The organism is Mesorhizobium sp. M0909, assembly GCF_040319515.1.
In the GTDB taxonomy this organism is placed as follows: Bacteria; Pseudomonadota; Alphaproteobacteria; order Rhizobiales; family Rhizobiaceae; genus Mesorhizobium.
Genome location: NZ_JAMYOA010000014.1, coordinates 59,006 through 77,126, shown reverse-complemented (window position 1 = coordinate 77,126; position 18,121 = coordinate 59,006). Strand labels below are relative to the sequence as shown.

Annotated in this window: 28 protein-coding genes; 8 read left to right on the top strand and 20 right to left on the bottom strand. The window is 61.1% G+C overall.

Annotated features, from left to right (window positions below; genetic code table 11):
- Nucleotides 1-181: 181 nt before the first annotated feature.
- Nucleotides 182-436 (bottom strand): hypothetical protein, encoded by a 255-nt coding sequence (locus NKH83_RS21360; protein WP_254820505.1) that lies wholly within the window; start codon nt 434-436, stop codon nt 182-184.
- 275 nt (nt 437-711) lie between these two features.
- Between NKH83_RS21360 and NKH83_RS21355 the strand changes: the two genes are divergently transcribed.
- Nucleotides 712-1,044, top strand: coding sequence for a hypothetical protein (locus NKH83_RS21355; protein WP_352475482.1), 333 nt, complete (start codon nt 712-714; stop codon nt 1,042-1,044).
- Between the two features lie 230 nt (nt 1,045-1,274).
- On the opposite strand, the gene NKH83_RS21350 is transcribed toward NKH83_RS21355, so the two are convergent.
- Nucleotides 1,275-1,865, bottom strand: a complete 591-nt coding sequence (locus NKH83_RS21350) for a hypothetical protein (RefSeq protein ID WP_352807249.1) — start codon at nt 1,863-1,865, stop codon at nt 1,275-1,277.
- A gap of 88 nt (nt 1,866-1,953) precedes the next feature.
- Here NKH83_RS21350 and NKH83_RS21345 point away from each other — a divergent pair, with 88 nt between their 5' ends.
- Complete coding sequence (locus tag NKH83_RS21345) at nt 1,954-2,217, top strand: hypothetical protein (protein ID WP_352475484.1); 264 nt, start codon at nt 1,954-1,956, stop codon at nt 2,215-2,217.
- A 90-nt stretch (nt 2,218-2,307) separates the two neighbouring features.
- On the opposite strand, the gene NKH83_RS21340 is transcribed toward NKH83_RS21345, so the two are convergent.
- The 4 genes from NKH83_RS21340 to NKH83_RS21325 all read right to left on the bottom strand — a co-directional run bounded on the left by NKH83_RS21340 (nt 2,308) and on the right by NKH83_RS21325 (nt 3,923).
- Nucleotides 2,308-2,538, bottom strand: a complete 231-nt coding sequence (locus NKH83_RS21340) for a DUF2934 domain-containing protein (RefSeq protein WP_352475485.1) — start codon at nt 2,536-2,538, stop codon at nt 2,308-2,310.
- Nucleotides 2,539-2,620: 82 nt separating this feature from the next.
- Nucleotides 2,621-2,833, bottom strand: a complete 213-nt coding sequence (locus NKH83_RS21335; protein WP_254820502.1) for a hypothetical protein — start codon at nt 2,831-2,833, stop codon at nt 2,621-2,623.
- 125 nt (nt 2,834-2,958) lie between these two features.
- Nucleotides 2,959-3,264 carry a DUF1236 domain-containing protein gene (locus tag NKH83_RS21330; protein ID WP_352475486.1) on the bottom strand — a complete coding sequence of 102 codons (306 nt, stop codon included), beginning with the start codon at nt 3,262-3,264 and terminating at the stop codon, nt 2,959-2,961.
- Between the two features lie 362 nt (nt 3,265-3,626).
- The gene (locus tag NKH83_RS21325) at nt 3,627-3,923 is read right to left on the bottom strand and encodes a hypothetical protein (RefSeq protein ID WP_352475487.1); all 297 of its coding nucleotides are present in this window, start codon (nt 3,921-3,923) and stop codon (nt 3,627-3,629) included.
- A gap of 168 nt (nt 3,924-4,091) precedes the next feature.
- Here NKH83_RS21325 and NKH83_RS21320 point away from each other — a divergent pair, with 168 nt between their 5' ends.
- Nucleotides 4,092-4,367, top strand: coding sequence for a hypothetical protein (locus NKH83_RS21320; protein WP_352475488.1), 276 nt, complete (start codon nt 4,092-4,094; stop codon nt 4,365-4,367).
- Nucleotides 4,368-4,381: 14 nt separating this feature from the next.
- Here the strand turns inward: NKH83_RS21320 and NKH83_RS21315 are convergent, their stop codons facing one another.
- From NKH83_RS21315 to NKH83_RS21290, 6 genes are all read right to left on the bottom strand, one after another.
- The gene (locus tag NKH83_RS21315) at nt 4,382-4,681 is read right to left on the bottom strand and encodes a hypothetical protein (RefSeq protein WP_352475489.1); all 300 of its coding nucleotides are present in this window, start codon (nt 4,679-4,681) and stop codon (nt 4,382-4,384) included.
- A gap of 170 nt (nt 4,682-4,851) precedes the next feature.
- Nucleotides 4,852-5,175 (bottom strand): hypothetical protein, encoded by a 324-nt coding sequence (locus NKH83_RS21310; RefSeq protein ID WP_023675762.1) that lies wholly within the window; start codon nt 5,173-5,175, stop codon nt 4,852-4,854.
- On the bottom strand, nt 5,175-5,378 hold the full coding sequence (locus NKH83_RS21305) for a hypothetical protein (protein ID WP_352475490.1): 204 nt from the start codon (nt 5,376-5,378) through the stop codon (nt 5,175-5,177). Before NKH83_RS21305 ends, NKH83_RS21310 begins: the two co-directional genes overlap by 1 nt.
- Nucleotides 5,363-5,632, bottom strand: coding sequence for a hypothetical protein (locus tag NKH83_RS21300; RefSeq protein ID WP_352475491.1), 270 nt, complete (start codon nt 5,630-5,632; stop codon nt 5,363-5,365). The genes NKH83_RS21305 and NKH83_RS21300 overlap by 16 nt, the downstream gene beginning before the upstream one ends.
- Nucleotides 5,632-5,844: a hypothetical protein gene (locus NKH83_RS21295; RefSeq protein WP_352475492.1), complete on the bottom strand. Its 213-nt coding sequence runs from the start codon at nt 5,842-5,844 to the stop codon at nt 5,632-5,634. The genes NKH83_RS21300 and NKH83_RS21295 overlap by 1 nt, the downstream gene beginning before the upstream one ends.
- A gap of 1 nt (nt 5,845) precedes the next feature.
- Nucleotides 5,846-6,649, bottom strand: a complete 804-nt coding sequence (locus tag NKH83_RS21290; RefSeq protein WP_352475493.1) for an N-acetylmuramidase family protein — start codon at nt 6,647-6,649, stop codon at nt 5,846-5,848.
- Nucleotides 6,650-6,798: 149 nt separating this feature from the next.
- Here NKH83_RS21290 and NKH83_RS21285 point away from each other — a divergent pair, with 149 nt between their 5' ends.
- The 5 genes from NKH83_RS21285 (at nt 6,799) to NKH83_RS21265 (ending at nt 9,004) form a co-directional block, all read left to right on the top strand.
- Entirely contained in the window at nt 6,799-6,984 is a 186-nt protein-coding gene (locus NKH83_RS21285) for a hypothetical protein (protein ID WP_254820493.1), read from the top strand.
- 170 nt (nt 6,985-7,154) lie between these two features.
- Nucleotides 7,155-7,304 (top strand): hypothetical protein, encoded by a 150-nt coding sequence (locus tag NKH83_RS21280; RefSeq protein WP_023721750.1) that lies wholly within the window; start codon nt 7,155-7,157, stop codon nt 7,302-7,304.
- A 176-nt stretch (nt 7,305-7,480) separates the two neighbouring features.
- On the top strand, nt 7,481-7,648 hold the full coding sequence (locus NKH83_RS21275) for a hypothetical protein (protein ID WP_352475494.1): 168 nt from the start codon (nt 7,481-7,483) through the stop codon (nt 7,646-7,648).
- Nucleotides 7,649-7,814: 166 nt separating this feature from the next.
- Nucleotides 7,815-7,988 carry a hypothetical protein gene (locus tag NKH83_RS21270; RefSeq protein ID WP_352475495.1) on the top strand — a complete coding sequence of 58 codons (174 nt, stop codon included), beginning with the start codon at nt 7,815-7,817 and terminating at the stop codon, nt 7,986-7,988.
- A gap of 269 nt (nt 7,989-8,257) precedes the next feature.
- The gene (locus tag NKH83_RS21265) at nt 8,258-9,004 is read left to right on the top strand and encodes a hypothetical protein (protein WP_352475728.1); all 747 of its coding nucleotides are present in this window, start codon (nt 8,258-8,260) and stop codon (nt 9,002-9,004) included.
- 92 nt (nt 9,005-9,096) lie between these two features.
- Here the strand turns inward: NKH83_RS21265 and NKH83_RS21260 are convergent, their stop codons facing one another.
- The 8 genes from NKH83_RS21260 to NKH83_RS21225 all read right to left on the bottom strand — a co-directional run bounded on the left by NKH83_RS21260 (nt 9,097) and on the right by NKH83_RS21225 (nt 18,023).
- Nucleotides 9,097-9,681, bottom strand: coding sequence for an acyltransferase (locus tag NKH83_RS21260; protein ID WP_352644928.1), 585 nt, complete (start codon nt 9,679-9,681; stop codon nt 9,097-9,099).
- A gap of 33 nt (nt 9,682-9,714) precedes the next feature.
- Nucleotides 9,715-12,456 carry an SGNH/GDSL hydrolase family protein gene (locus NKH83_RS21255; protein WP_352807235.1) on the bottom strand — a complete coding sequence of 914 codons (2,742 nt, stop codon included), beginning with the start codon at nt 12,454-12,456 and terminating at the stop codon, nt 9,715-9,717.
- Between the two features lie 143 nt (nt 12,457-12,599).
- Nucleotides 12,600-12,974 (bottom strand): hypothetical protein, encoded by a 375-nt coding sequence (locus NKH83_RS21250; RefSeq protein WP_352807232.1) that lies wholly within the window; start codon nt 12,972-12,974, stop codon nt 12,600-12,602.
- 269 nt (nt 12,975-13,243) lie between these two features.
- Nucleotides 13,244-13,864 (bottom strand): DUF1851 domain-containing protein, encoded by a 621-nt coding sequence (locus NKH83_RS21245; RefSeq protein WP_352807229.1) that lies wholly within the window; start codon nt 13,862-13,864, stop codon nt 13,244-13,246.
- A 43-nt stretch (nt 13,865-13,907) separates the two neighbouring features.
- A complete protein-coding gene (locus tag NKH83_RS21240) occupies nt 13,908-14,342 on the bottom strand; it encodes a hypothetical protein (protein WP_352807227.1) in 435 nt (144 codons plus the stop codon).
- Nucleotides 14,342-16,870 (bottom strand): hypothetical protein, encoded by a 2,529-nt coding sequence (locus tag NKH83_RS21235; protein WP_352807225.1) that lies wholly within the window; start codon nt 16,868-16,870, stop codon nt 14,342-14,344. Before NKH83_RS21235 ends, NKH83_RS21240 begins: the two co-directional genes overlap by 1 nt.
- On the bottom strand, nt 16,870-17,361 hold the full coding sequence (locus NKH83_RS21230) for a hypothetical protein (protein ID WP_352807223.1): 492 nt from the start codon (nt 17,359-17,361) through the stop codon (nt 16,870-16,872). Before NKH83_RS21230 ends, NKH83_RS21235 begins: the two co-directional genes overlap by 1 nt.
- A 2-nt stretch (nt 17,362-17,363) precedes the next feature.
- Nucleotides 17,364-18,023, bottom strand: a complete 660-nt coding sequence (locus tag NKH83_RS21225; protein ID WP_352807220.1) for a hypothetical protein — start codon at nt 18,021-18,023, stop codon at nt 17,364-17,366.
- Nucleotides 18,024-18,121: the final 98 nt, after the last annotated feature.

Sequence of the window (18,121 nt, the reverse complement as noted above, 5' to 3'; positions counted from 1 at the left end):
CAAATTCCCGAGCCCGCACTATGCCGATCAAGCACTCCCTGATTGCGGAGCGTCTGGCAAGACAGAGCTTCGGATCTCTTCTATTTCGCGGCGATCAGCAGACCAGACGTTCACAGATCATCGCAAAGCGAGAGAGACGCGAAGCACGGTCGGAGAGCGGGCGATCCGCGCGGAAACGGCGCTATTCCTTCTGGGACGGTCCGTCGGCCGTGCTGCGGTCACCATCTGCAGAATGCGGCAGGATGCCGAAATCGCGCGACTTGGTCCCATGCGCCGCCGTCAGGAAACCATCGGCTGTGAGACCTCGCCTCAAAAGCTCACGTACCGCGGCCGACCGGCTCGGCATGTGCTTTTCGAAGCGCCAGTTCTCCAACGCCGCCAGTTCATCGACAGTCAGCATGATCTGCAATCGTTCCGGGCGTTCCAGTTCGGACATCTCGGCCTCCAGTCATACCAGCCTAAACGCAGATGAGTTAGTATGTCCCTGATTTTGTGTAGAATTAGGTACGTGAGCAGAGTACGTCAAGACCTTCAGATGTGTGACTCATGCAGAAGTCCGATGAAGCGGATCAAGCATCAAATGGACAATCAACAAAATACGCTAACTATTTGACACGAAGCGATTTTTCAAGGGTCTTCGCTTGCCAATCACGAGCCCTGGGCGCATGGTAGAACACGAGGGACAAACCGCTCCTGAAAGGAAGGTTTTCCATGCGCTACGGATTTTCGGTTCGCCTGCACGAAGACGTCGGTTCCCGAGTTCGAGCTACATTGCGGTCCGGGATTGCCATCAATCTGACTGCTGTCGCCGAAGCCGTGCGACTGCAAAACCTCGCCGAGAATATTGCGCGCGAAGACATCGAATGGCTCGTCATGCAGGCAGCCCAGCTCCAAGGCGCAGCTATCGAGTTCGACGGCTTCGCGGAAGCCGATCTGGCGGAGTTTGCGTGCACTCAGCTGATGCAAAGCAGCCCCGCATTGGGCTGGGACGCCCTGGAAGGCGGGGTGGCCGTTTCGCCGGATCTTGGCCGTCAAACACATTGAAGCGCGTGCTCTTGTGAGCCCAGCCATGCTGCCGCCACGTGCTCGGCAAAAAAGCCCGCCGCAATGGCGGGCTTTGGACCGCTGGAGGTCTGGTGGACGAAGGCCTCTCGGCCCGGTCCGACATTTCATTCCGATGTATTCGCCTTAGCGGCGCGCGATAAGCAGGCACAATTGGCGCAGATCGCTATCGTAAGTGCCTTCGCTACTCAGCACGTCGACGCAGCGCTTCTTCATCCTGACCAACTTGTCGCTCGACATGTCGGCGACGACCTGGGGTAAGCTGGGATTGCTGGGATTGGACGGGCTGCCCGGGTTGGACGGATTGCTCGGATGGTACCACCGATCCCGACACCGGCGCCGGCATTGATGCCGCTGCCGACCCTGACCCCCGCGCCAGCCCCAACGCCGCTGCCGATACCTACCCCCGCGCCGGCGGCAATGCCGCTCGAACCGCCAACCGTTGCGCCGGCACCAGCGTTGATGCCGCTTCTGCCCCCAACCGACGCGCCGACGCCTGCGGCGATGTCCCTGGAACCGCCAACCGTAGCACCGGCACCGGTGTTAATGCCGCTGCCGCCCACCAAGGCACCGAAGCCTGCCTTGATGCCGCCGCTGCCGCCAACCGTTGCGCCGGCACCGGCGTTGATGCCGCCGCGACCGCCAACCGTCGCGCCGAGGCCGGCATTAATGCCGCCGTTGCCGCCGATGGATGTTCCAACACCAACGGCAATTCCGTTCGCGGCATTCACGGGCATCGAGAGCATGAAAAGCGCTACGCTGCCTGCCACTGCACCGGTGATTGTTTTGATGTTGATGGTCATAACATTCTTCCTGCTGTAGTTTCGCTGAGCAACCCGCGAACTCGCCGGTTGCATTACGCCCTAAGTGCAAGGAAGAAGATCGGTTTCTTTGCCGATCAACTTGCTGGTCCCATGGTGTATTTTCAAAGAACAGCCGCGTGAAATTTGTATTGAAATTTTCCGAAAGTTTGAAGCGATGCGAGAGTCAGCTGGTGGGCGCCGCAACAGACGAACGTCGCAACGGGTCGGCGGCCGAAAAGGCGAATTCCTAATCTGCAAACCACAACATCAAACCGACCCCTCGGCAATGGAACAATGGGCCGAGAAGATCCGCGCTGCGCGGGTTTGCTTCACCGTGCTGCGTCATTTTTGACCGGTCTGGACTGTCTCTGCTGCCGACCGCGGACGAAAGTACAGAGCGCCGAACCGCGAGATCCAGCGTTGGAATCAAATCCGCGCGAGTTCACGCTTTGCGTGGTCGCGCCTTGGGTTTGGTTCCGTCCTTGGCGGCCGGCGCCGGCTTAGGCTGACGTGCTTTCGACTTCGGCCGGCTGGCGGTCTCTTTCGTGGCGATTTCTGCGTCGATTTCGGCGGTAGCCTGATCCCAATGCTGCTGATGCGCCCCGTCGGGCCTGCCTGCCTGTTCCCAGATCGCGTGTGCACGCTGGCGAATCCGTTCCTGTCTGTCCCTCACCGTTGCCTCCGTCGGTTTATGCGTAAGCAACTTTGTTCTAGCTGAAATTTCGACCGGCGTCTTGAGCCCCCAGGCAACACCGTCATTGAACCTCTCTGTCACACAGGACGGCGACGCCGAGGAGCGCCGCCTTCTTGATGATCAGCCCTTCAAGGTCGGCGTCCGAGCGCTCGGTTCCGGTGCGTTCGCGCAACAGTGCAATCGCCGCCTTCATCGACAGCAGCCCATCGCCTCGTTCAGCAAGCAGTTTGTCGACGGCGGCGGCCACGTTAGCCCGCTCGACATGCGGCAGCATGGGAATGGCTCCTTTCCTTGTTTCGCGACGACAGCGGCTCCATCCCGATCGCTCGGGATGGAGCTCTTATTCGATAATTTAGACCGTGACCTTTCCAAATCCGGTTCGCGGTTTGGGAGCGCCGATCACTCGATGACGTGCACGATCTTGCGGGTGCCTGGGTCGACGAGCACGGTGCGATTGCCGACGACGACGTATCTGTACTTCACGTCGGGAACATCGATCGGTTGCAGCTCGACCGTATCTGGCACCGTGGAACCGATATTGAGCTCCACGCCCAGAAGATTGATCGACGCCAACGGGTGCTTATGGACGTATTCGCGGATGACCGTCTGCTGTTCGGGCGTGACAATCACCTGGTCCGCGGTGGCCACGCCGACGCCGGCGAGCAACACCAATCCCGCCGCAGCAGGAACAAGGTGGATTTTCATCGTCTACTCCTGTTGTTACGGGCCTCGCCCTTAAAGTTGCGACGCGGCATTCCGGTCAAAGCGGCGAACCCTCTAGGCAAACGCCCACGCCACCTTGTTGTTCCGTAAGTGGCGGCTAATCGAATGGTGGTGAAGTGCCCGCGCGGTGCGGCGAATGAACTGCGAATGAGCTACGGTGGCCCGCGTCGCAGGACGCGGGCCGATCGGTTTCCCGATCAGCAGCGACACCGGAGGGGGTGATATCGGCTGCGTCTGAAACAACGTTTAGGACAAGCTAATGTTCCTGAGCGAGGGCAACAAACCTGCCGGTACAGCGCGGCGTTACCGCCATGGGCAAGCCCCTGTGGCAGCAAATGAAGCGGCTACTGCTTGGGCGGCTGTGGCGGCACCTCGCCGGGCTTGAGCACCGGGGTCTTGCCCTCATTCGGCGGTGGCGTCGCCATGCCCTGATCGCCCGTTGGCGGCGGCTTCAGGACCCCACCGCATGGCTCGAGCGTGTCGGACAAATTGCTGCCGGCCGGCTTCTGCTGCTGGTTCTTCTGATCCTGCGGCTCGACCTTGCAGCGGTTGGATTGCGCCTGTTCGCCCGGCTGCGCGGCCGCCGGCGCCGCCAGCACCATCGCACCTAGCATATACGGCAAGAAAATGAGCGGTCTCATGTCGAGCTCCTTTCGCGCCAGTATCTTCTGAATGTGAAGGCGGGCAGGCGCGATTGGTTCCGTCGTGCGGCAATGCGCCCGGACCGCAGCGGCCCGGAACCGGCTGCCAGACTTATGAGTTCAACCACTGAGCCAGTTCAGGGCCGCCGACATTATGGAGAATCAGCGATGGAACCGCGCAGGAAAGAACGAACCGACGACGAGACCGAGAGCCCGACCATCCAGCAGCAGGACTGGGATGCCATCCGGAGCGGGAGAATCCTCCCTGACGGCGTGCCGCAAAACGGCGACATCCGTTACGACGTCGAGAAAGACGGCGAACTGCCGGAGGAGGACGACGACAACGCCTACCAGGACAGCGACGAGGCCTTGCCGGACGATACGGAGGAACGCGTTATTTCACGCGATCTCGCACGCGAAGGTGGTCCTTTCGAGAAGGAATGAGCCGCCGCCTGCTTTCAATTCGGGAGGTCGAAGACCGGCTCCTGGCAGCGATAGACCAGACATTGACCGTCACGCGTCTTGATATAAGCGGCGCGCGGCACTTGCGGCCAGTCGCATTCATTGCCGAATTGGCGGACGTAACGGTCGTAGGTGTTCTGGCCGGTGGTCAGCACCACCGAGCGATGCCTCTGGATCAGAAGCTGCGTCTGTTCGCATGTCATCGCGCGGCTGTCCGGCCGGGCGTCGGCCGTCGCGGCAAACAGAAGCGCCCCGGCTGTAAGGACTGCCGCTTGTGTCAGGACTCTGCCAAGCATGACACCATCTCCCGTGAAGCCTAACGCGCATCTTGGTTTCGCAAGCGCCGGATCGAGCCGCCCTCGCAAAGAAAAGATCGTACAGATTGCCAGGAAAAATGCAAAAGCCCGCCGCACCTTTCGGCGCGGCGGGCTTCAACTGACGTCACTCTTAGTCAGGCTTGGGCGGCTTACTCCTCCTTCACCGGCCCGAACCGGCGCACGATCATTTCGAAGACGATATCCGAGATCCACATCGCCGATACGCCAATCAGAAAGGCCGCGGCCAGCGTCGTGGTGTCGTCGTCGGGAGAAGGAATGGGCAGGCCGGCGGCGCGGAAATAATGCACGACCGGCAGCGTCAGATAGGCCGCCGCCAGCGCGCCGCAGATCGGCGAGGCCACCATTTCGCGGACCTTGTAGCGGTGACGTGACAAGGCCCGCAAAATGCCGCCGGACAGGCCGGCGACCAATACCGGCGCCTTGATGCCCAGAACGTCGAGCAGCTCATGCATCATGGCGTCCACCCGCACCATCTGGCGCCCTGCCCGTTGAAGGCGTTCATCTCGTCGAGCTCGGGCCGGGTCATGGCGGCGACGACCGGGGCGGATGGCCGGCGTGGCTGACTTTGGTCGCACCAGACTTGCCGCGGATTGCCGGCCGGCGCGGTTGTCGTGCAGCCGGCCAGCACCAGGCAGAAGATCAGCGCCTTGCCCATTTCTCAGCCTCCGCTCTTGCTGCCGCATCGGTCATGCCGGCGGCCTTCCGCCATTCGGCGGAAGCCTCGCGGTTCATTTCGAGGCGGTCCCCGGCGGCCGCGATTTTTGCCTCGGCCTGTTTGACCGCCTCCTTCTTCGCCCGGTTGATGCCGCCTGCAATGTAAAGGCCGATGCCGCCGGCCACAGCAGCGAATACCGTCATGACGACCTTGTTGCCGATGATGGCGCTGAGAATGGCGAGGAGCGCGGTCATCACAAATCCTCGGCGCGGCGGCGGCGCAGGAACTCGGTCAAGACGCCGTTGATCACAAGAAACCAGGGGAACCATTCCCCTGGGATGACCGGCGAAAGAACCTGAGGGTCGACATAGGTGACGATGCTCGCGATGATGCCGATAGCCGCCTGAAGCCGCGCCCAGAATATTGTTTCGCTGTCGCGGAAGAAGCTCTTGATCCGGGTCCACATGTCATTTCCTTCCGAATAGTTTGAGGATTGCTGATAATTTGAGGATGGTGGCGATCAGCGCTGCCCAGAAGCCGGGCTTGGCGGCAGGCACAGGAGGCCCAGGAGGCGCGTGCGTGGCGGCCGCTTGTGGAACGGGAATTGGGCTCGCTGGCTCTGGCGGAGCTGCAGGGACGACCGCCGACGACACCGGGCCGGCAGACAGCCAAGGCGTGTCCTTGATGCGCGACCATTTGCGATAAGCCTCGGCAAGCCTGGTATCGTAGGCGTTCTTGCGATAGCCGGCGCCGTTGTAGCCCTTGGCGAAGCCCGCCCAGTCATGATTGCGCAGATTGTCGTCGAGCTTGTTCGTCTTGATGAAGTTGATCGCGGCCTCAAGCTGGGCTTCCTCGTCGGCCATCATGGCTTCCACCATGGCCTGCACTGTCGCAAACCCGGCGGCGGCGTGGTTTTCGCCGAGAACCTGGCCAAGACCCCATGACGCGGATTTGAGCGCCGCGGTTTCGTCGATCGCACAAGCTGCCTTGAGCCGTGGGTAGCCACCCCTGGGATAGGGCTTCTCGCCCCACTTCGGATAGGCGAGGCCAGCGGCTACCGCTCTTGCCCGCTTGGCACCCGACAGGTTGCGATAGAAGACGTGCGGCTCGAACAGGATGACCGGCCGGCCAAAGGCGTCGAAGCCGTGCCCGCTCGTTTCAACATCGAGGAACGCGTGCATCTCGTCCTCGCCCACGCCGATCCGGGCGCCGAGTTTCGGCAAGTCTATATCATCGAGGCGCCTGGCGGCGCCCTTGAACAAAAGGTCCATAGGTTTCCTTTCCGCCCTCGCGGGCAGGGTTTTGAGGTTAAACAGCACGTGCGTGGCGGCAGAGCAGAATTGGGCGGCAGCGCGCGCCGATGTGGCAAGCAGGTTGATGTTTTCGACCCGCCATGTGAAATGGCCGCGGGATGGTGCACATGTCTGATGATGAACAAACCGCTGCGGCACGCTGGACGGTGAAGTCCGAACTCCGCGCCGTCGGTCGCGACAAGCCGCTGCTGCTGGTGCTGGCGGCGATCCTCTGCCTCTATTGTGCGTTTATCGCCGGACCGATCGTCTATGCGGTGCTGGCCATCAACGGCATTGCGGATTTCTTCAAATGAAGCCAGTTCCGGCGATCTCGCTCCGGCCCGGTTCCTGCGTCCACCGCCCGAAATTGCTCGACCTGGATGAAATTGCTTAGCCGGGATGAAACTGTTCCCGTCTATCGTTCGTACCTGTAGCGGGTACGGGAGGACACGTGACGATAAGAATCAGGCTTCCAGGCGGGACCTTGAAGATCAAGAAAAGGGACGAGCTGCGGCGGCGCGAGCAGAAGCGCGAGGTGCCGGTTTGGCAGGTCGGCAATTATTTCGTGATCTGGTGGCCGAGCGGCATGTCCGATCGCCCATCGTCACCCAACAAGTCCTCGCCCAGGAAATAGCCCGGGCACCCGACGATCCTGACCCGGCACTGATGCCTCGGTGCCGGATCAGGAACCGCCGTGCGCGCCAAACTTCCGAGACCGCTCGACAAATCCCAGAAAAAGTCAGCGGACAGGCGTTGACTCTTCCGCCACGGAAGGTTTTGATGCTGCATTGCACAATCAGGCGGGGGCCGATGGCAGTACGTATCAGAATGCCAGGCGGCACGCTGAAGGTGAAAGTGTACCGCGAATTGCGCGATCGCGAGCGCACCCGCCGCATACCTGTCGTCAAAATCGGCCGGGTTTATTTCACCTGGTGGTCGAACCGACAGCGACTCATTGACGACCAGTCGCCACGGTGAACGTCCCAATTCTTCCGACCTGGCATGCGCCTGGGAGCCCGCTCAGCCTCCGCAGGCGAGCTCGCAAAATAAGTTGATGAGGCTGCTGTTGACTCTTCCGTAAGGGAAGGTCTCTATTTACCGCATTGCACGAAAATTGCTGCGTTGCACAACGGGAGTTGGACCGATGGCAGTGCGTATCAGGTTGCCGGGCGGCACTCTGAAGCTGAAGACCTATCGTGAGTTGCGAGCCCGCGAACGCGACCGCCGCGTGCCTGTGATGAAGATGGGTTCGCTTTATTTTATCTGGTGGTCGAAAAGCCTGGACCCTCACCAGAAGCCGCAGGACAGCAGACGGTAGCGGCTCCGCCGGCGACGGGTCCGCGTCACCGATAACCCCGACAATTCCGAAATACAACTCCAGCTGTAGGAATTTTTGGTCGGCCGGGTGTGCCATTGTTGGTGCGCACAGCATCCCGAGCGGCCCTCGCAGAGCAATTCTTCCGACGTCTTTTCGGCGATTTTCAAACGGCGTCCAGACTGGCGGGCGCGGGTGTTTGCAAGCTTGCAAACCGCCGCCGCTTGTCGCAAATAATTGGCCGCGGGCGGGCGATCAGGAGTCATTCATTGATGAATGTCCAATCGCGCATGCATGCTTTCCTTCGCTCAAGTCCGCTCCGATATTATTTTCACCTCGCAAAGGCTCGCCTTGCCGGGTCTCCGCAATCAGATGAAAGTGTGATCCTGTCGCAGATTGTTGGCCAAAGCCCGAAAACGTTCTTGGAATTTGGCTTCCATCCGACGGAATACAACTGCATTGGGCTTAGTGAATTCAGGGGTCTGCTCGTCGACGGCGACGCAACGACCGTGCGGTTAGCGCGCTCGCTGCTTCCAAAGCGGATTGAAGTGCGCCAGAGCTTCATTGATCTCAACAACATCGAAAGTCTCGCCACGCATTTTCCGCAACTTGGAGTCCTTTCCGTCGATGTCGATGGAAACGACTACTGGTTTCTGCAAGCCTTGCTGCCAGTGCGGCCGGCCGTCATTGTGGCGGAGTACAACGCCAGTTTTGGTCTCAATCCTATCACAGTGCCGTATGATCACGCTTTCGATCGCACCGCCAAGCACGACAGTGGCTGGTATCACGGTGCATCGATCACCGCCCTGGCCAATCTCTGCAAGAAGTACGGCTACAAGCTCGTTGCCGTCTCGTCCGCCGGGGGGAACGCGTTCTTCTTACCTAACGGTTCGGACATGCCGGGATTGGAGCCGGCTCAGTCCTATCGAGAGAGCACCCTGCGCAACCGCTGGTCTGGAACTACCGCTAAGGATCAATGGGAGCGTATCAAGCATATGCCTTTTGTCGAAGCGACCTGAAACGGAGACGAGAAATGTATGCTGGATAACCGCATCGACATGTAGCCATATACGATGGCACGACGCTCATTGATGAGCGGCAGCCAAAGGCATCACTTCACTAGGTCTTCTGGCCGCACCAACGAATCGGCCGGGACGTCGTGTCGAACAATCGATCCGGCCGAGATAATCGCCCGATCGCCGATGGTGACACCCTTCATGACCATGGCGCTATTGCCGATCCAGACGTCATCTCCAATAGTGATCGGCGCCGAACGAATGCCCGGGTCGACATGCGGATGGCCCTCACGAAAGATGGCTTGCATCTGAGCAAAACGCTTCTGCGGGTCCATCGGATGCGAATTGGTGTCGTGGATCGCCACGCCCCATGAGACGTGCACTCGTTTGCCGATCTTGATCCCCACCGGGTCCGACGACCAAATCGTCGAGCCTGGACCAAGATAAAACCAGTCATCGATTTTGATCCGACCCTCGTGGGCAAACACCTGCAAATGCCCATCCAAATGGCTGTCCGCGCCGATCGAGACGCGAGACCGGTCGCCGCGGATATTGAAAATTTCCGCCCCGGCGCCAAACTTCGTGCGCGGCCCGATGACGGCATTTTCCCTAGCGGCGCCAGTGGCGATCCATGACCAAAAGCGGCGGCGAAGAGCTAGAACGGTGGAGAAGACGCGCATTCGCGAACATCTGCCACACAGGATCACTCCAGTCTAGGCTCCGAAGAAGCCCCGGCGCGAGAGACGACGAAGTTCCTCTGCATCGAAAGTTCCGTGCCGCAGGCTGCCGGTAGCAGTCGGATGAAGCTCATCGCTCATGTAAAGCAACGAGGTCAGGTAGCCGATGCCGCTCTCGCCTCCTACGTCAATTAACGGTATTGACAGCATATCGGCTACCTCCCGCTCCGCCTTCATGAACTGGACCAGCGTGTTGCCTTGACCGTTTATTCTTCCTATCCGGTGCGTCGCGTGTCCAGGGCCGCCGCTGTAGGTACCAATCATGACGATCTTGGCATTCGGCGCACGCGCTCGGATGGCGGCGCAGGCCGCCCACAGCGAACCATAGTGAGTGGCGTAAGTCGTGTCGCCGAGAGCGCCCAGGGGCGTCTCCTGCGCGCCAAAGGCGTTCGGGCCCGGCTCCAAGATTACCAACTCCGCGTCGACCGGAATGTTGGCGATCGCATTGGACATTCCGTAGCTCGGATAGGCGGTGGTGCTCAGCCCCAAGGCCGAGCCACTGACCGCTAGATTGGTAGGGACCATACCGGTCAGACCGGCGAGGACGGGAACGTAGTAGGCTCCGGCCGAAATGCTAGAGCCGATCAGGGTCAATTTTTTGCCAACCAGGGCGGCAGAGCCGTCGTCATATGGGTCGCCGCCGATGTTGGCCGGATCCGACAATAGGCCAAGATACAGAGCGCCATTGGCGACTGCCGTCACGCCGGCGCTTTTGGTCCAGGCCGAGTTGGAGAGGTTTTCCGAAGACGAGAAGACATTCGGCCCACCATTAATGCTTAGAGCCGACCTTTGGACATAGAATCCAGACACACCATCGCCGACATACGGGTGACCGCCAGCAGACGGGAAAATACGCTGTTGCCAGTTCGTCGCGGCCGTGGCTGTTGCCGTCTTCGTAACCGTGCATTCGTACCAGCCGTTGCCAAGAGCGACGATGCTCGCGCCTGTGCCGGTCGCGGTCCCGGTATCGAGATTGAAGGTGCAGTCGAAGATGACGGCGTTGTTGGAGTAGAGATTGAGACGATTGCGTTCGGCCTTTTTGGCGGTGACTTTCCAGACGATATTGTCGCCATTGACCACGGACCTGCCCTGATAAACGGAAGGATTGCCAGAGCCGACCATTTCGACAAGCTTCGATGCCGTCATTCGGCCTCTGACGGTCACGTCGAGGCCATCGACAAGCGGAGGCAGGGAGATCAGCACCGGTTCATAAGGGCTGACCGTGGTGGTAACCGTCACGTTCTGCTTCGTGAAGGCTGCGTTGGCGGGGTCGCTGCTCGGGAACAGGTTAGCCGGCAGGCCCTGCTTGCGGAGCACGACACTGCGAATGTACATACCGCTGGTTCCATCGCCGGTGAACGGAAAAACGCCAGCAGCCGACATACGTGCCTGCACATTGTTCGTAATATTTGCCGCAACCAGGACGACAGCCTTGCACTCGTACCAGCCGGAGCCAATATCTGTGATGGCAGCGCTGACGAGGTTCGCGCCTGAACTGCTTGAGACGATACCCTCCTCAAGATTGAAGTTGGCTGTATAGGCCGCACCAGCCCCCGCGTGGATAAGCTGCAGAATGCTTCGCTCTCCAGCTTTGGCAATGGCAATGTGCTCGATCGTGTCGCCCGACACAAAAGAGTAGGATCGATATACAGATGGGCTGACTGATCCGGCCGCCTCTGTTAGCCTGGCGGTCGGAACGCTAAGGCCTTCGATCATTGCTAGGCTATCGACGCTCGAAAGGAGAGCAGCCGTTGCCGCCCGGACACCCGTATCAGCCGCTACCGGTCCGGCCCCGACATTGAACAACCCCAAAGAACCAGTCGAAACTTCGGTCCAGAAATACTCGCCGACATCGACATTCCTGCCCAGCACCGCCGCAGCGGCGGCGCCGGCGAGCCCTGCCGACGCCGCAAAGCTGAACGTCGGCGCCACTGTGTAGGAGCCCGGCGCCGTGATCAGTATCTGCGTCAGCGCCCCGCCTGCCACCACGAAGCGGCCGGCAGCGCCCGAACCGGTGCCGCCGGTAAACGCTAGGTCGAACATGCCGTTGGCGCCGCCCGAGCCTGGCGTGATCGCACCGTTGCCGGCGACGCCGAAGCCGATTGCCGCGGCAGTCGTCGGGAAAATACCCTTGCCGTAGAGTGAAGCGTCGCGTGCGGCCTGAGCGCTGATGACGGCCGCCGCGGCCGCGACGGCATCGGAATTGGTCGCAGCCCGGTCGGCAGTGGTTTGGCCGGCATTCGCGGCGGAAGCGGCGGCGCTGGCGGATGCCTGGCCGGCGCTGGCTTCGGCAGCATCCTTCAGCGCCTGGGTTTCATCGCGCAACGCTTCGACCTCATCGACCATCTCCGCGATGTCGGGCGGAACGGATGCGGCGATGGTGATGGCATCGGCGCCGACGGCCGGTTCGTCGGCCGTGAACTCGAACACGCGGTCCGCATTGACCGATCCGATCTGGGTGTGGACCGTCGTGCCCTTCTGCAGGGTGCGCGTAGTGCGGGCATCGGCGGCGCGGAACCATTCGCCTGCGCTCGCCGTGTAGATGCCGTTCTGCGTCGGGTCGGCCTGGTCCTTGACCAGCACGCGGTCTCCGACCTCGGCCGGCACGCCGTCGATCGCCTGCAGGCCATGCAGGAGGATGTCGGCCGTGGTCGCGAGGCGCACGGGTTCGCGTTCGCCGGTCAGGAGACGAACGGCGGCAGTTGCAGGTCGGGACATGAGGGCTTTGCTCCATAAAAAAAGCCCCGCATAAGCGAGGCTGGAAGGGGTTCAGTGCTGTCGGTGGGAAACTTAAGCTACGCGGCCGGACACCGCGCTATCCGGCGCAGCCGGCGATTTTCCGGACAGAGAGCGGCAACGGGCTACAGCAATCCGCCAATCAGCCTTCTTGTGCCGCCCATGGCCGCCAGTCCGCAGGCCATGCCGGCGCAGTCGGCGACCCAGTCGAGGATATCCATATCGCGCGCGATCAGTTGGGCGCCCTGAAGAAGCTCGATCGCCGCGCCGGTTATGGCGAGGAGCAGGACCAGTCTCGTCTTGTGTTCCGGCCAGCCGAGGCTTCCAAGCGCCGCCAGCACCGCGAATGCTGCGGCGTGGTTGAGCTTGTCGTGGTGGAAGGTGAAGCCCAGGTCCAACTCCTGCAGGAAGCGCACCGGCGAAAGCGCGAGCAGGAGAACGCCGGTCAAGGTGAGCAGAAAAACGATCCTTGCCATGGTCGAAAAAGAGTCAGTGCGCAACAGGTCAATCCTTCGTCTGAAATGGGAGGCGATCCAGAAGGCACCACCGACTGGGATCGCTCTGCGGTTATCAGGCCATAAGCCAGCATCGTGACCACAATCAGACCGCTGGCTAGTTGCGGCACGCTCTACCCGGACCGTCCGGCCACAAAACGGATAGCGCATCACAGACCGCGGGGGTCGCACCCCTTCGGACCAGAGGCAAATACCGCTTCTAGCCATGCTTCGAACGGGAGTCCCGAGTGGCGGCTCAGCGGAAAACCCCTGTTTTAGAGAAGGTCTCGGATATTGACAGGTGTTCCCGGTGGCAGGTCTTTCACCTTCGCAATAAGTTGGCCCATTATGTGCCAATAAACTTCCAGGTCCGACAGCTCCTGGTTTTTGATTTCGTCCTTGCCGTTGAGAAACAGCGGTATCTTATAGCCGATGCATTGGTTGTAAGCCGGCTCGGCGCCACCAGCCTCGCCCCAATCAGCGTAAAGATTGGCGGCCAACGCCGCGTCTTCATCCTCTATGGCATCGACCTCGTGGAAGGTGCGGATGTTGGCCGGCACTTGGAGCGCCTCTCCCGTGCCGGGCTCGAACATCACGACACCAGGTTCCCCTTGTTCCAGCCTTTGGCTGTCGACTGCAAGCGCCGTCCCCAGCCAATCATAACCAAAGCAGGTGATCCGGCCGGTGAATTCCGGAAAACCCAGGCAGACACGTGCGTTCCAACGTGCCACGTCCTGCGCCCGGATTATCCTGTACAAACCGTGCTTGAACGAAGCACCGCCGAAGCTGGTCAGCAACTCGGCTAACCCAGGCACTTTCGTATCCAGGGAGAAATTGCCGGTGTCCGCGGGCACCCTGCTATCCACCGGGAAGTTTTGGCGAAATGTCTCGAACATTGCGATCTCCAATTAATCAGCCGATCAATCTGACGGCACCAGCCTACTCTTGCCGAACGTGGAACGGTTTGATCGTAGCGGAAGGGAGACCTCGTTCATCAAACACATCGAAGACTCGCTCCGATAAGACGAGGTTAAAATTCTTGGCGATGCCGAAGTCATCGTGACCCGCTTTCCCGCTCACCTTCAGCCACACGAAAGATGGAAGCTCTACCTCGGGCTGCTGTTCGCGGAAATCTTCGGACGTTATGACTTCAACAGGGGCGAATGCCGCTCCGGTGAAGCCGATTTTTGATAATGCGTGCGCGGCCTCTTCCGTCACGAGAAAACATGGAAAGCTTGTTATAAGAACATCACCGATCCATCCCTCCATCTGGTACACAAGCTTGCTCACGATAGGAGGGTGGACACTGGTATCCATGATAGTGCCGTCACCCAATCCACCGGCCACATCGGGCAGAATGTCATAGTATCTCATCAGTCACCTATTGGTGGATCGAACAAATGTCCATACTTCTTGTCGATTTCAGTAACATAGTCAAGGACCTTCTGGCGGGTAGCGTGAGGGTTGTTCTTGTAGAAATATTCCCACTCGTTCCGAATTACCTTCTGGTGCAAATTTATGTCGAACTCTTTCCGGATTCCGCGAAGATTCTCGATTGAATGCAGCTCTTGCTCTGTAAAAAGCCCGGGATACCTTTTAAAAACTCCCTGCTCGACGCCATGATGCACTATGTAGTCGCTTTTGTTGAGACTAGGATTCGCGTCGAAAAAGGTTTTTCGATAGTCCTTGAATGGAGACCACCCAACCTTCGCCTCGGCATGTTTAACTTTGGACGTATCCCTAGCAAGCATCGCACCTAGTAACGCGGTATCAAAGGCACTATCGGACATTTCACCGGCTCGCGTCTTCCGGCGTGGGCTTGGTGGCGAGACCGAGCGCGCAAGCGCTTGCTGATGTCTAAGGGTTTCGGCATCTACACCATGAACAAGCGCCTCGCCGCCTTCGGCTAGGCCAGTTGGCAGCCTCGAAAATATTGGGAGTTTCTCTACCCATGGCTTGGCAATCTTCGCGGCAGCGCGTTCCAGGGCCACCGCCGCCAACCTATTGCCAGGAATTGCGCCCGCGGCATTGAGCAGTATTTCGTCGTAGTTGCCCTCCAGCGCTGCATTTCCAGCCTTCTCCAGTGCAAATGACGTCCCCAACGGCGTGAAGTCGGCCACCGAGATGCTGTCTTCGCCAAGCCCATCGGAGCCCACGAGTTTTTGCGCGAGAAGACGCCCTAGGCTCCCCCGCTCACTGTCGCCGGCTATCAATTTCCCGAGCCACTCTTGATTCGTCGGGAGGTAGTTGGTGAGTTCCGCGTTTGCTCCCGATCGTCCTGGCTCGACAGTGTTGGCCAAATCGAGCAGCATCATCGGGTCGACTACAGCTGCCCGGAACGACCTGTCCGCGATGCTGTTGTCCGTTTGGGATACGCTGGTCTGAAGCAGGTGGTTCAGCACTGCTTCGCGCGCGACTTGATTCGGTAGTGCGGCGAACACATTGCGCAGCTCTGCGGTCTGGTCTTGCGGCTGGGCCTTGAGTCTGCCGACAATGTCCTCAGCAACGGAATTGGGTAGCGGCTGGGCGGTCTCAAAACCCAACTGTTGCTGGGCGGCGATGGAGCCAATGATCGCCGCCCGATAGTCTCCCGGCTTCGACAGGTTGCTCCAGGCCGCATCAAGGTTCGCGAATGCCTCCCGGACATAGCCGCCCGGATCGGCCTGCCTGGCCTTGAACGTCAGGTCCGCGGCGGTGGCGATAGCGTCATGGCGCGCTTTGTCCACTTCCGGCGTTGAACTATCTGCGGTGGGGTCGGCGTCCTTGACCATGGCCCGCACGGCGTTATTCGACAGGTCGCGCATGCCGTGGAATTGACGATTAACCTCAACGGTCCTGTTGAACGCCTCGAAGCGCCTGGCGCCTTCGGTAGCGCCATACAGAGCGACGAACTGTTCCGGCGTTGGGATCGGGCCGGAATAGGTTCCATTGTCCCTGATGTCGGCCGGCGCATTCTGCTCGGCCAGCATAATGTTTGTGCGTTTTTCGACTTGCCGCATCGCGTCGGCGGCTCGGGCCTGCTGGACCAACCCTGGCCGCTCTTCGGGGGCAATGTCGCCCCCAAAAGCCTGCGCCAACGTTTGGTCCGGCGTAAGCTTGCCTACGCGGTCACGGAGCGAAGCCGGTGCGGCAGTTCCATCCGGCGGAGGCCCACTCACAGCCTCGACGGTATCGTCCTTGGTCCTGCCGTCAGTCGCTCCCGACCCCCCACCTAGCATCTCCGCGGCGCGCTTCGGGTCCTGGGCGATCATCGCCTGGGCAAGCGCCTTGGCCGTGTTGCCGCGCCAAGCGGCCTCGGCGGCTTGCCGGGCCGCCGGGTTGCCCATCTTGCCGATCAGCTCGAGTCCGCTCTGCCTGATCGCCTCGAACGTGCCGCTGTCGTTCGGGTCGCCCTGCGCGATGGCGCTCGTGTAGCCGTCCTCGACCTTGCTCCACTCGGCCTGCTCGTAGTTCTGGCGCCGCGCGTGCTGCTGCGCGGCCATGCGCGCCGAGCCGGCGAGCCGCAACGCCTGCTTTTGCGCCAGGAAATTGGCGCGTTCGCCCTCCGGCACTTTCGCCGCGGTGTCGTCGAAGATCTGGTCGAACAGGCCGGGCTTGACGACGCCGTCGCTGCGCGGGTCGAGCTGGCCATACATGAAGTCGTGCAGGCCGCCGCCGTCGGCCGGCGCGGTCTGCACCGCCACGGCCTCGGCGTGCGCTATGCGTGCGTTCAGCTCGCGGCCGATAATGTCGGCGTCGAACGCATCCTGCTGCTGCTTCTGCTGCCGGAAGCGTTCGGCAATCGCCGACAACTCGTCGCCAAAGCCTTGCATGGCGGCGCCCACCGGCGAGCCGTTGGGATAGGAGGCCACAGTGCCGGTGTCGAGGCGGCGCTGGGCAAGCTGGAGCGGGATGGTGGCCATCAGTAGAGGCCTCCACCCGGCGCTGGCGGGAAGGCGCTTCTGCCGAACGTCACCGTCTTGGCCGGGTCGTAGAGGCCGGAGATGCCCGACACGAGGCTGCCGCCGGCCTTGAAGATCGAGGCGCCCACCGCCTGCCTGCCGGAAAAGCGCGCGATCGCCGCTTGCGTGGCGAGACCGTTCTGGCGCAGCTGCGAGCCGTACTGGATCGCCTTGAGGTCGAGCTGGCCCTGCCTGGCATTGGCCGTCAGCACCTCGGTCGGGGAACCAGAAATGGCGACGCCCGAAGTGCCGGCCTGGGCACGCGCCTGAGCCTGGAGGAGATCCTGCTTGTGGCGCTCCTGGCCCTGCTCGAAGGCCGAGCTTTGGGCGTCGGCCCGCGCCTGCTGTTCATAGGCCTTGGCCTGGTACTCGGCCATTTGCTTCGACTGCTGGCCTTCTGCCAGCGCGCCGCCGACGGAAAGCGCCGTGCCGATAAGAGCTAGTGTGCACATGGTCAGCCTCGTTCGCCGGCGGGAATGAATTTGCTTTTGATGCCGTCGACCGGCGCGCCGATCGCAGGGCGCCGGTCGAGCACGCCGCCCGGGCTGAGGAAGGACAAAAGCAGCCGGTCGGCCTGGATTGCCGGGCGGCTGAGACGCGTGGGTGCTGTGGCCCGCGGGTCGGCCATGGCGGTGCGCCGGATGGTGGTCAGGTTGACCTTCAGGCCGACGGCGCCGTTGGCATCGAAATGGCCGTTGGCGGCGATGATGGCGCGGCTCAAGGCATCGGCCGCGAACAGCTCCTGGCGCAGTTGCTCGATCAGTTCGTGAACGCTCTTCCAGCGCTCACCGAGGGAGGCCGCCTTTGTTCGGATCTCGGCGCCAAGCGCTTCAATATCGACGCGGGCTTCGCTTCGGGCGACGGCGATACGGCGCTTGTCCGCCGCCTCGATGGTCCTCTCGACGAGCGCAATTGCATCGTTGCAGTCGTCTAATGCGGCACGCGCCGCCGCCAGGTCGCCCTCGCCGAAAATCGCGCGATCCTCGGCCTGTTGCAGCTCCTGCTTGCGGGCGATCGCATTGTTAAGGTCGGTGTCGAGCAAGGCGCGGATGGCAGCGAAATCGGCAGCCGTCCGCGCCTTGCCGAGTTGCTCGGCATGGGGGATTTGAGTCACGGTAGGTTCCTTGGTTGGGGAAGCGATGGAGGACAGAGAGGTGATCTCCCCCCTCGAGGGGGAGATGGCCGGTAGGCCAGAGGGGGTCGTCTCGCGTG

Coding starts and splice junctions, on each gene's coding strand:
- NKH83_RS21360 (WP_254820505.1), bottom strand. CDS start 436: ATGTCCGAACTGGAACGCCCGGAACGATTGCAGATCATGCTGACTGTC.
- NKH83_RS21355 (WP_352475482.1), top strand. CDS start 712: ATGCGCTACGGATTTTCGGTTCGCCTGCACGAAGACGTCGGTTCCCGA.
- NKH83_RS21350 (WP_352807249.1), bottom strand. CDS start 1,865: ATGACCATCAACATCAAAACAATCACCGGTGCAGTGGCAGGCAGCGTA.
- NKH83_RS21335 (WP_254820502.1), bottom strand. CDS start 2,833: ATGCTGCCGCATGTCGAGCGGGCTAACGTGGCCGCCGCCGTCGACAAA.
- NKH83_RS21330 (WP_352475486.1), bottom strand. CDS start 3,264: ATGAAAATCCACCTTGTTCCTGCTGCGGCGGGATTGGTGTTGCTCGCC.
- NKH83_RS21325 (WP_352475487.1), bottom strand. CDS start 3,923: ATGAGACCGCTCATTTTCTTGCCGTATATGCTAGGTGCGATGGTGCTG.
- NKH83_RS21320 (WP_352475488.1), top strand. CDS start 4,092: ATGGAACCGCGCAGGAAAGAACGAACCGACGACGAGACCGAGAGCCCG.
- NKH83_RS21315 (WP_352475489.1), bottom strand. CDS start 4,681: ATGCTTGGCAGAGTCCTGACACAAGCGGCAGTCCTTACAGCCGGGGCG.
- NKH83_RS21310 (WP_023675762.1), bottom strand. CDS start 5,175: ATGCATGAGCTGCTCGACGTTCTGGGCATCAAGGCGCCGGTATTGGTC.
- NKH83_RS21305 (WP_352475490.1), bottom strand. CDS start 5,378: ATGGGCAAGGCGCTGATCTTCTGCCTGGTGCTGGCCGGCTGCACGACA.
- NKH83_RS21300 (WP_352475491.1), bottom strand. CDS start 5,632: ATGACCGCGCTCCTCGCCATTCTCAGCGCCATCATCGGCAACAAGGTC.
- NKH83_RS21295 (WP_352475492.1), bottom strand. CDS start 5,844: ATGTGGACCCGGATCAAGAGCTTCTTCCGCGACAGCGAAACAATATTC.
- NKH83_RS21290 (WP_352475493.1), bottom strand. CDS start 6,649: ATGGACCTTTTGTTCAAGGGCGCCGCCAGGCGCCTCGATGATATAGAC.
- NKH83_RS21285 (WP_254820493.1), top strand. CDS start 6,799: ATGTCTGATGATGAACAAACCGCTGCGGCACGCTGGACGGTGAAGTCC.
- NKH83_RS21275 (WP_352475494.1), top strand. CDS start 7,481: ATGGCAGTACGTATCAGAATGCCAGGCGGCACGCTGAAGGTGAAAGTG.
- NKH83_RS21270 (WP_352475495.1), top strand. CDS start 7,815: ATGGCAGTGCGTATCAGGTTGCCGGGCGGCACTCTGAAGCTGAAGACC.
- NKH83_RS21265 (WP_352475728.1), top strand. CDS start 8,258: ATGAATGTCCAATCGCGCATGCATGCTTTCCTTCGCTCAAGTCCGCTC.
- NKH83_RS21260 (WP_352644928.1), bottom strand. CDS start 9,681: ATGCGCGTCTTCTCCACCGTTCTAGCTCTTCGCCGCCGCTTTTGGTCA.
- NKH83_RS21255 (WP_352807235.1), bottom strand. CDS start 12,456: ATGTCCCGACCTGCAACTGCCGCCGTTCGTCTCCTGACCGGCGAACGC.
- NKH83_RS21245 (WP_352807229.1), bottom strand. CDS start 13,864: ATGTTCGAGACATTTCGCCAAAACTTCCCGGTGGATAGCAGGGTGCCC.
- NKH83_RS21240 (WP_352807227.1), bottom strand. CDS start 14,342: ATGAGATACTATGACATTCTGCCCGATGTGGCCGGTGGATTGGGTGAC.
- NKH83_RS21235 (WP_352807225.1), bottom strand. CDS start 16,870: ATGGCCACCATCCCGCTCCAGCTTGCCCAGCGCCGCCTCGACACCGGC.
- NKH83_RS21230 (WP_352807223.1), bottom strand. CDS start 17,361: ATGTGCACACTAGCTCTTATCGGCACGGCGCTTTCCGTCGGCGGCGCG.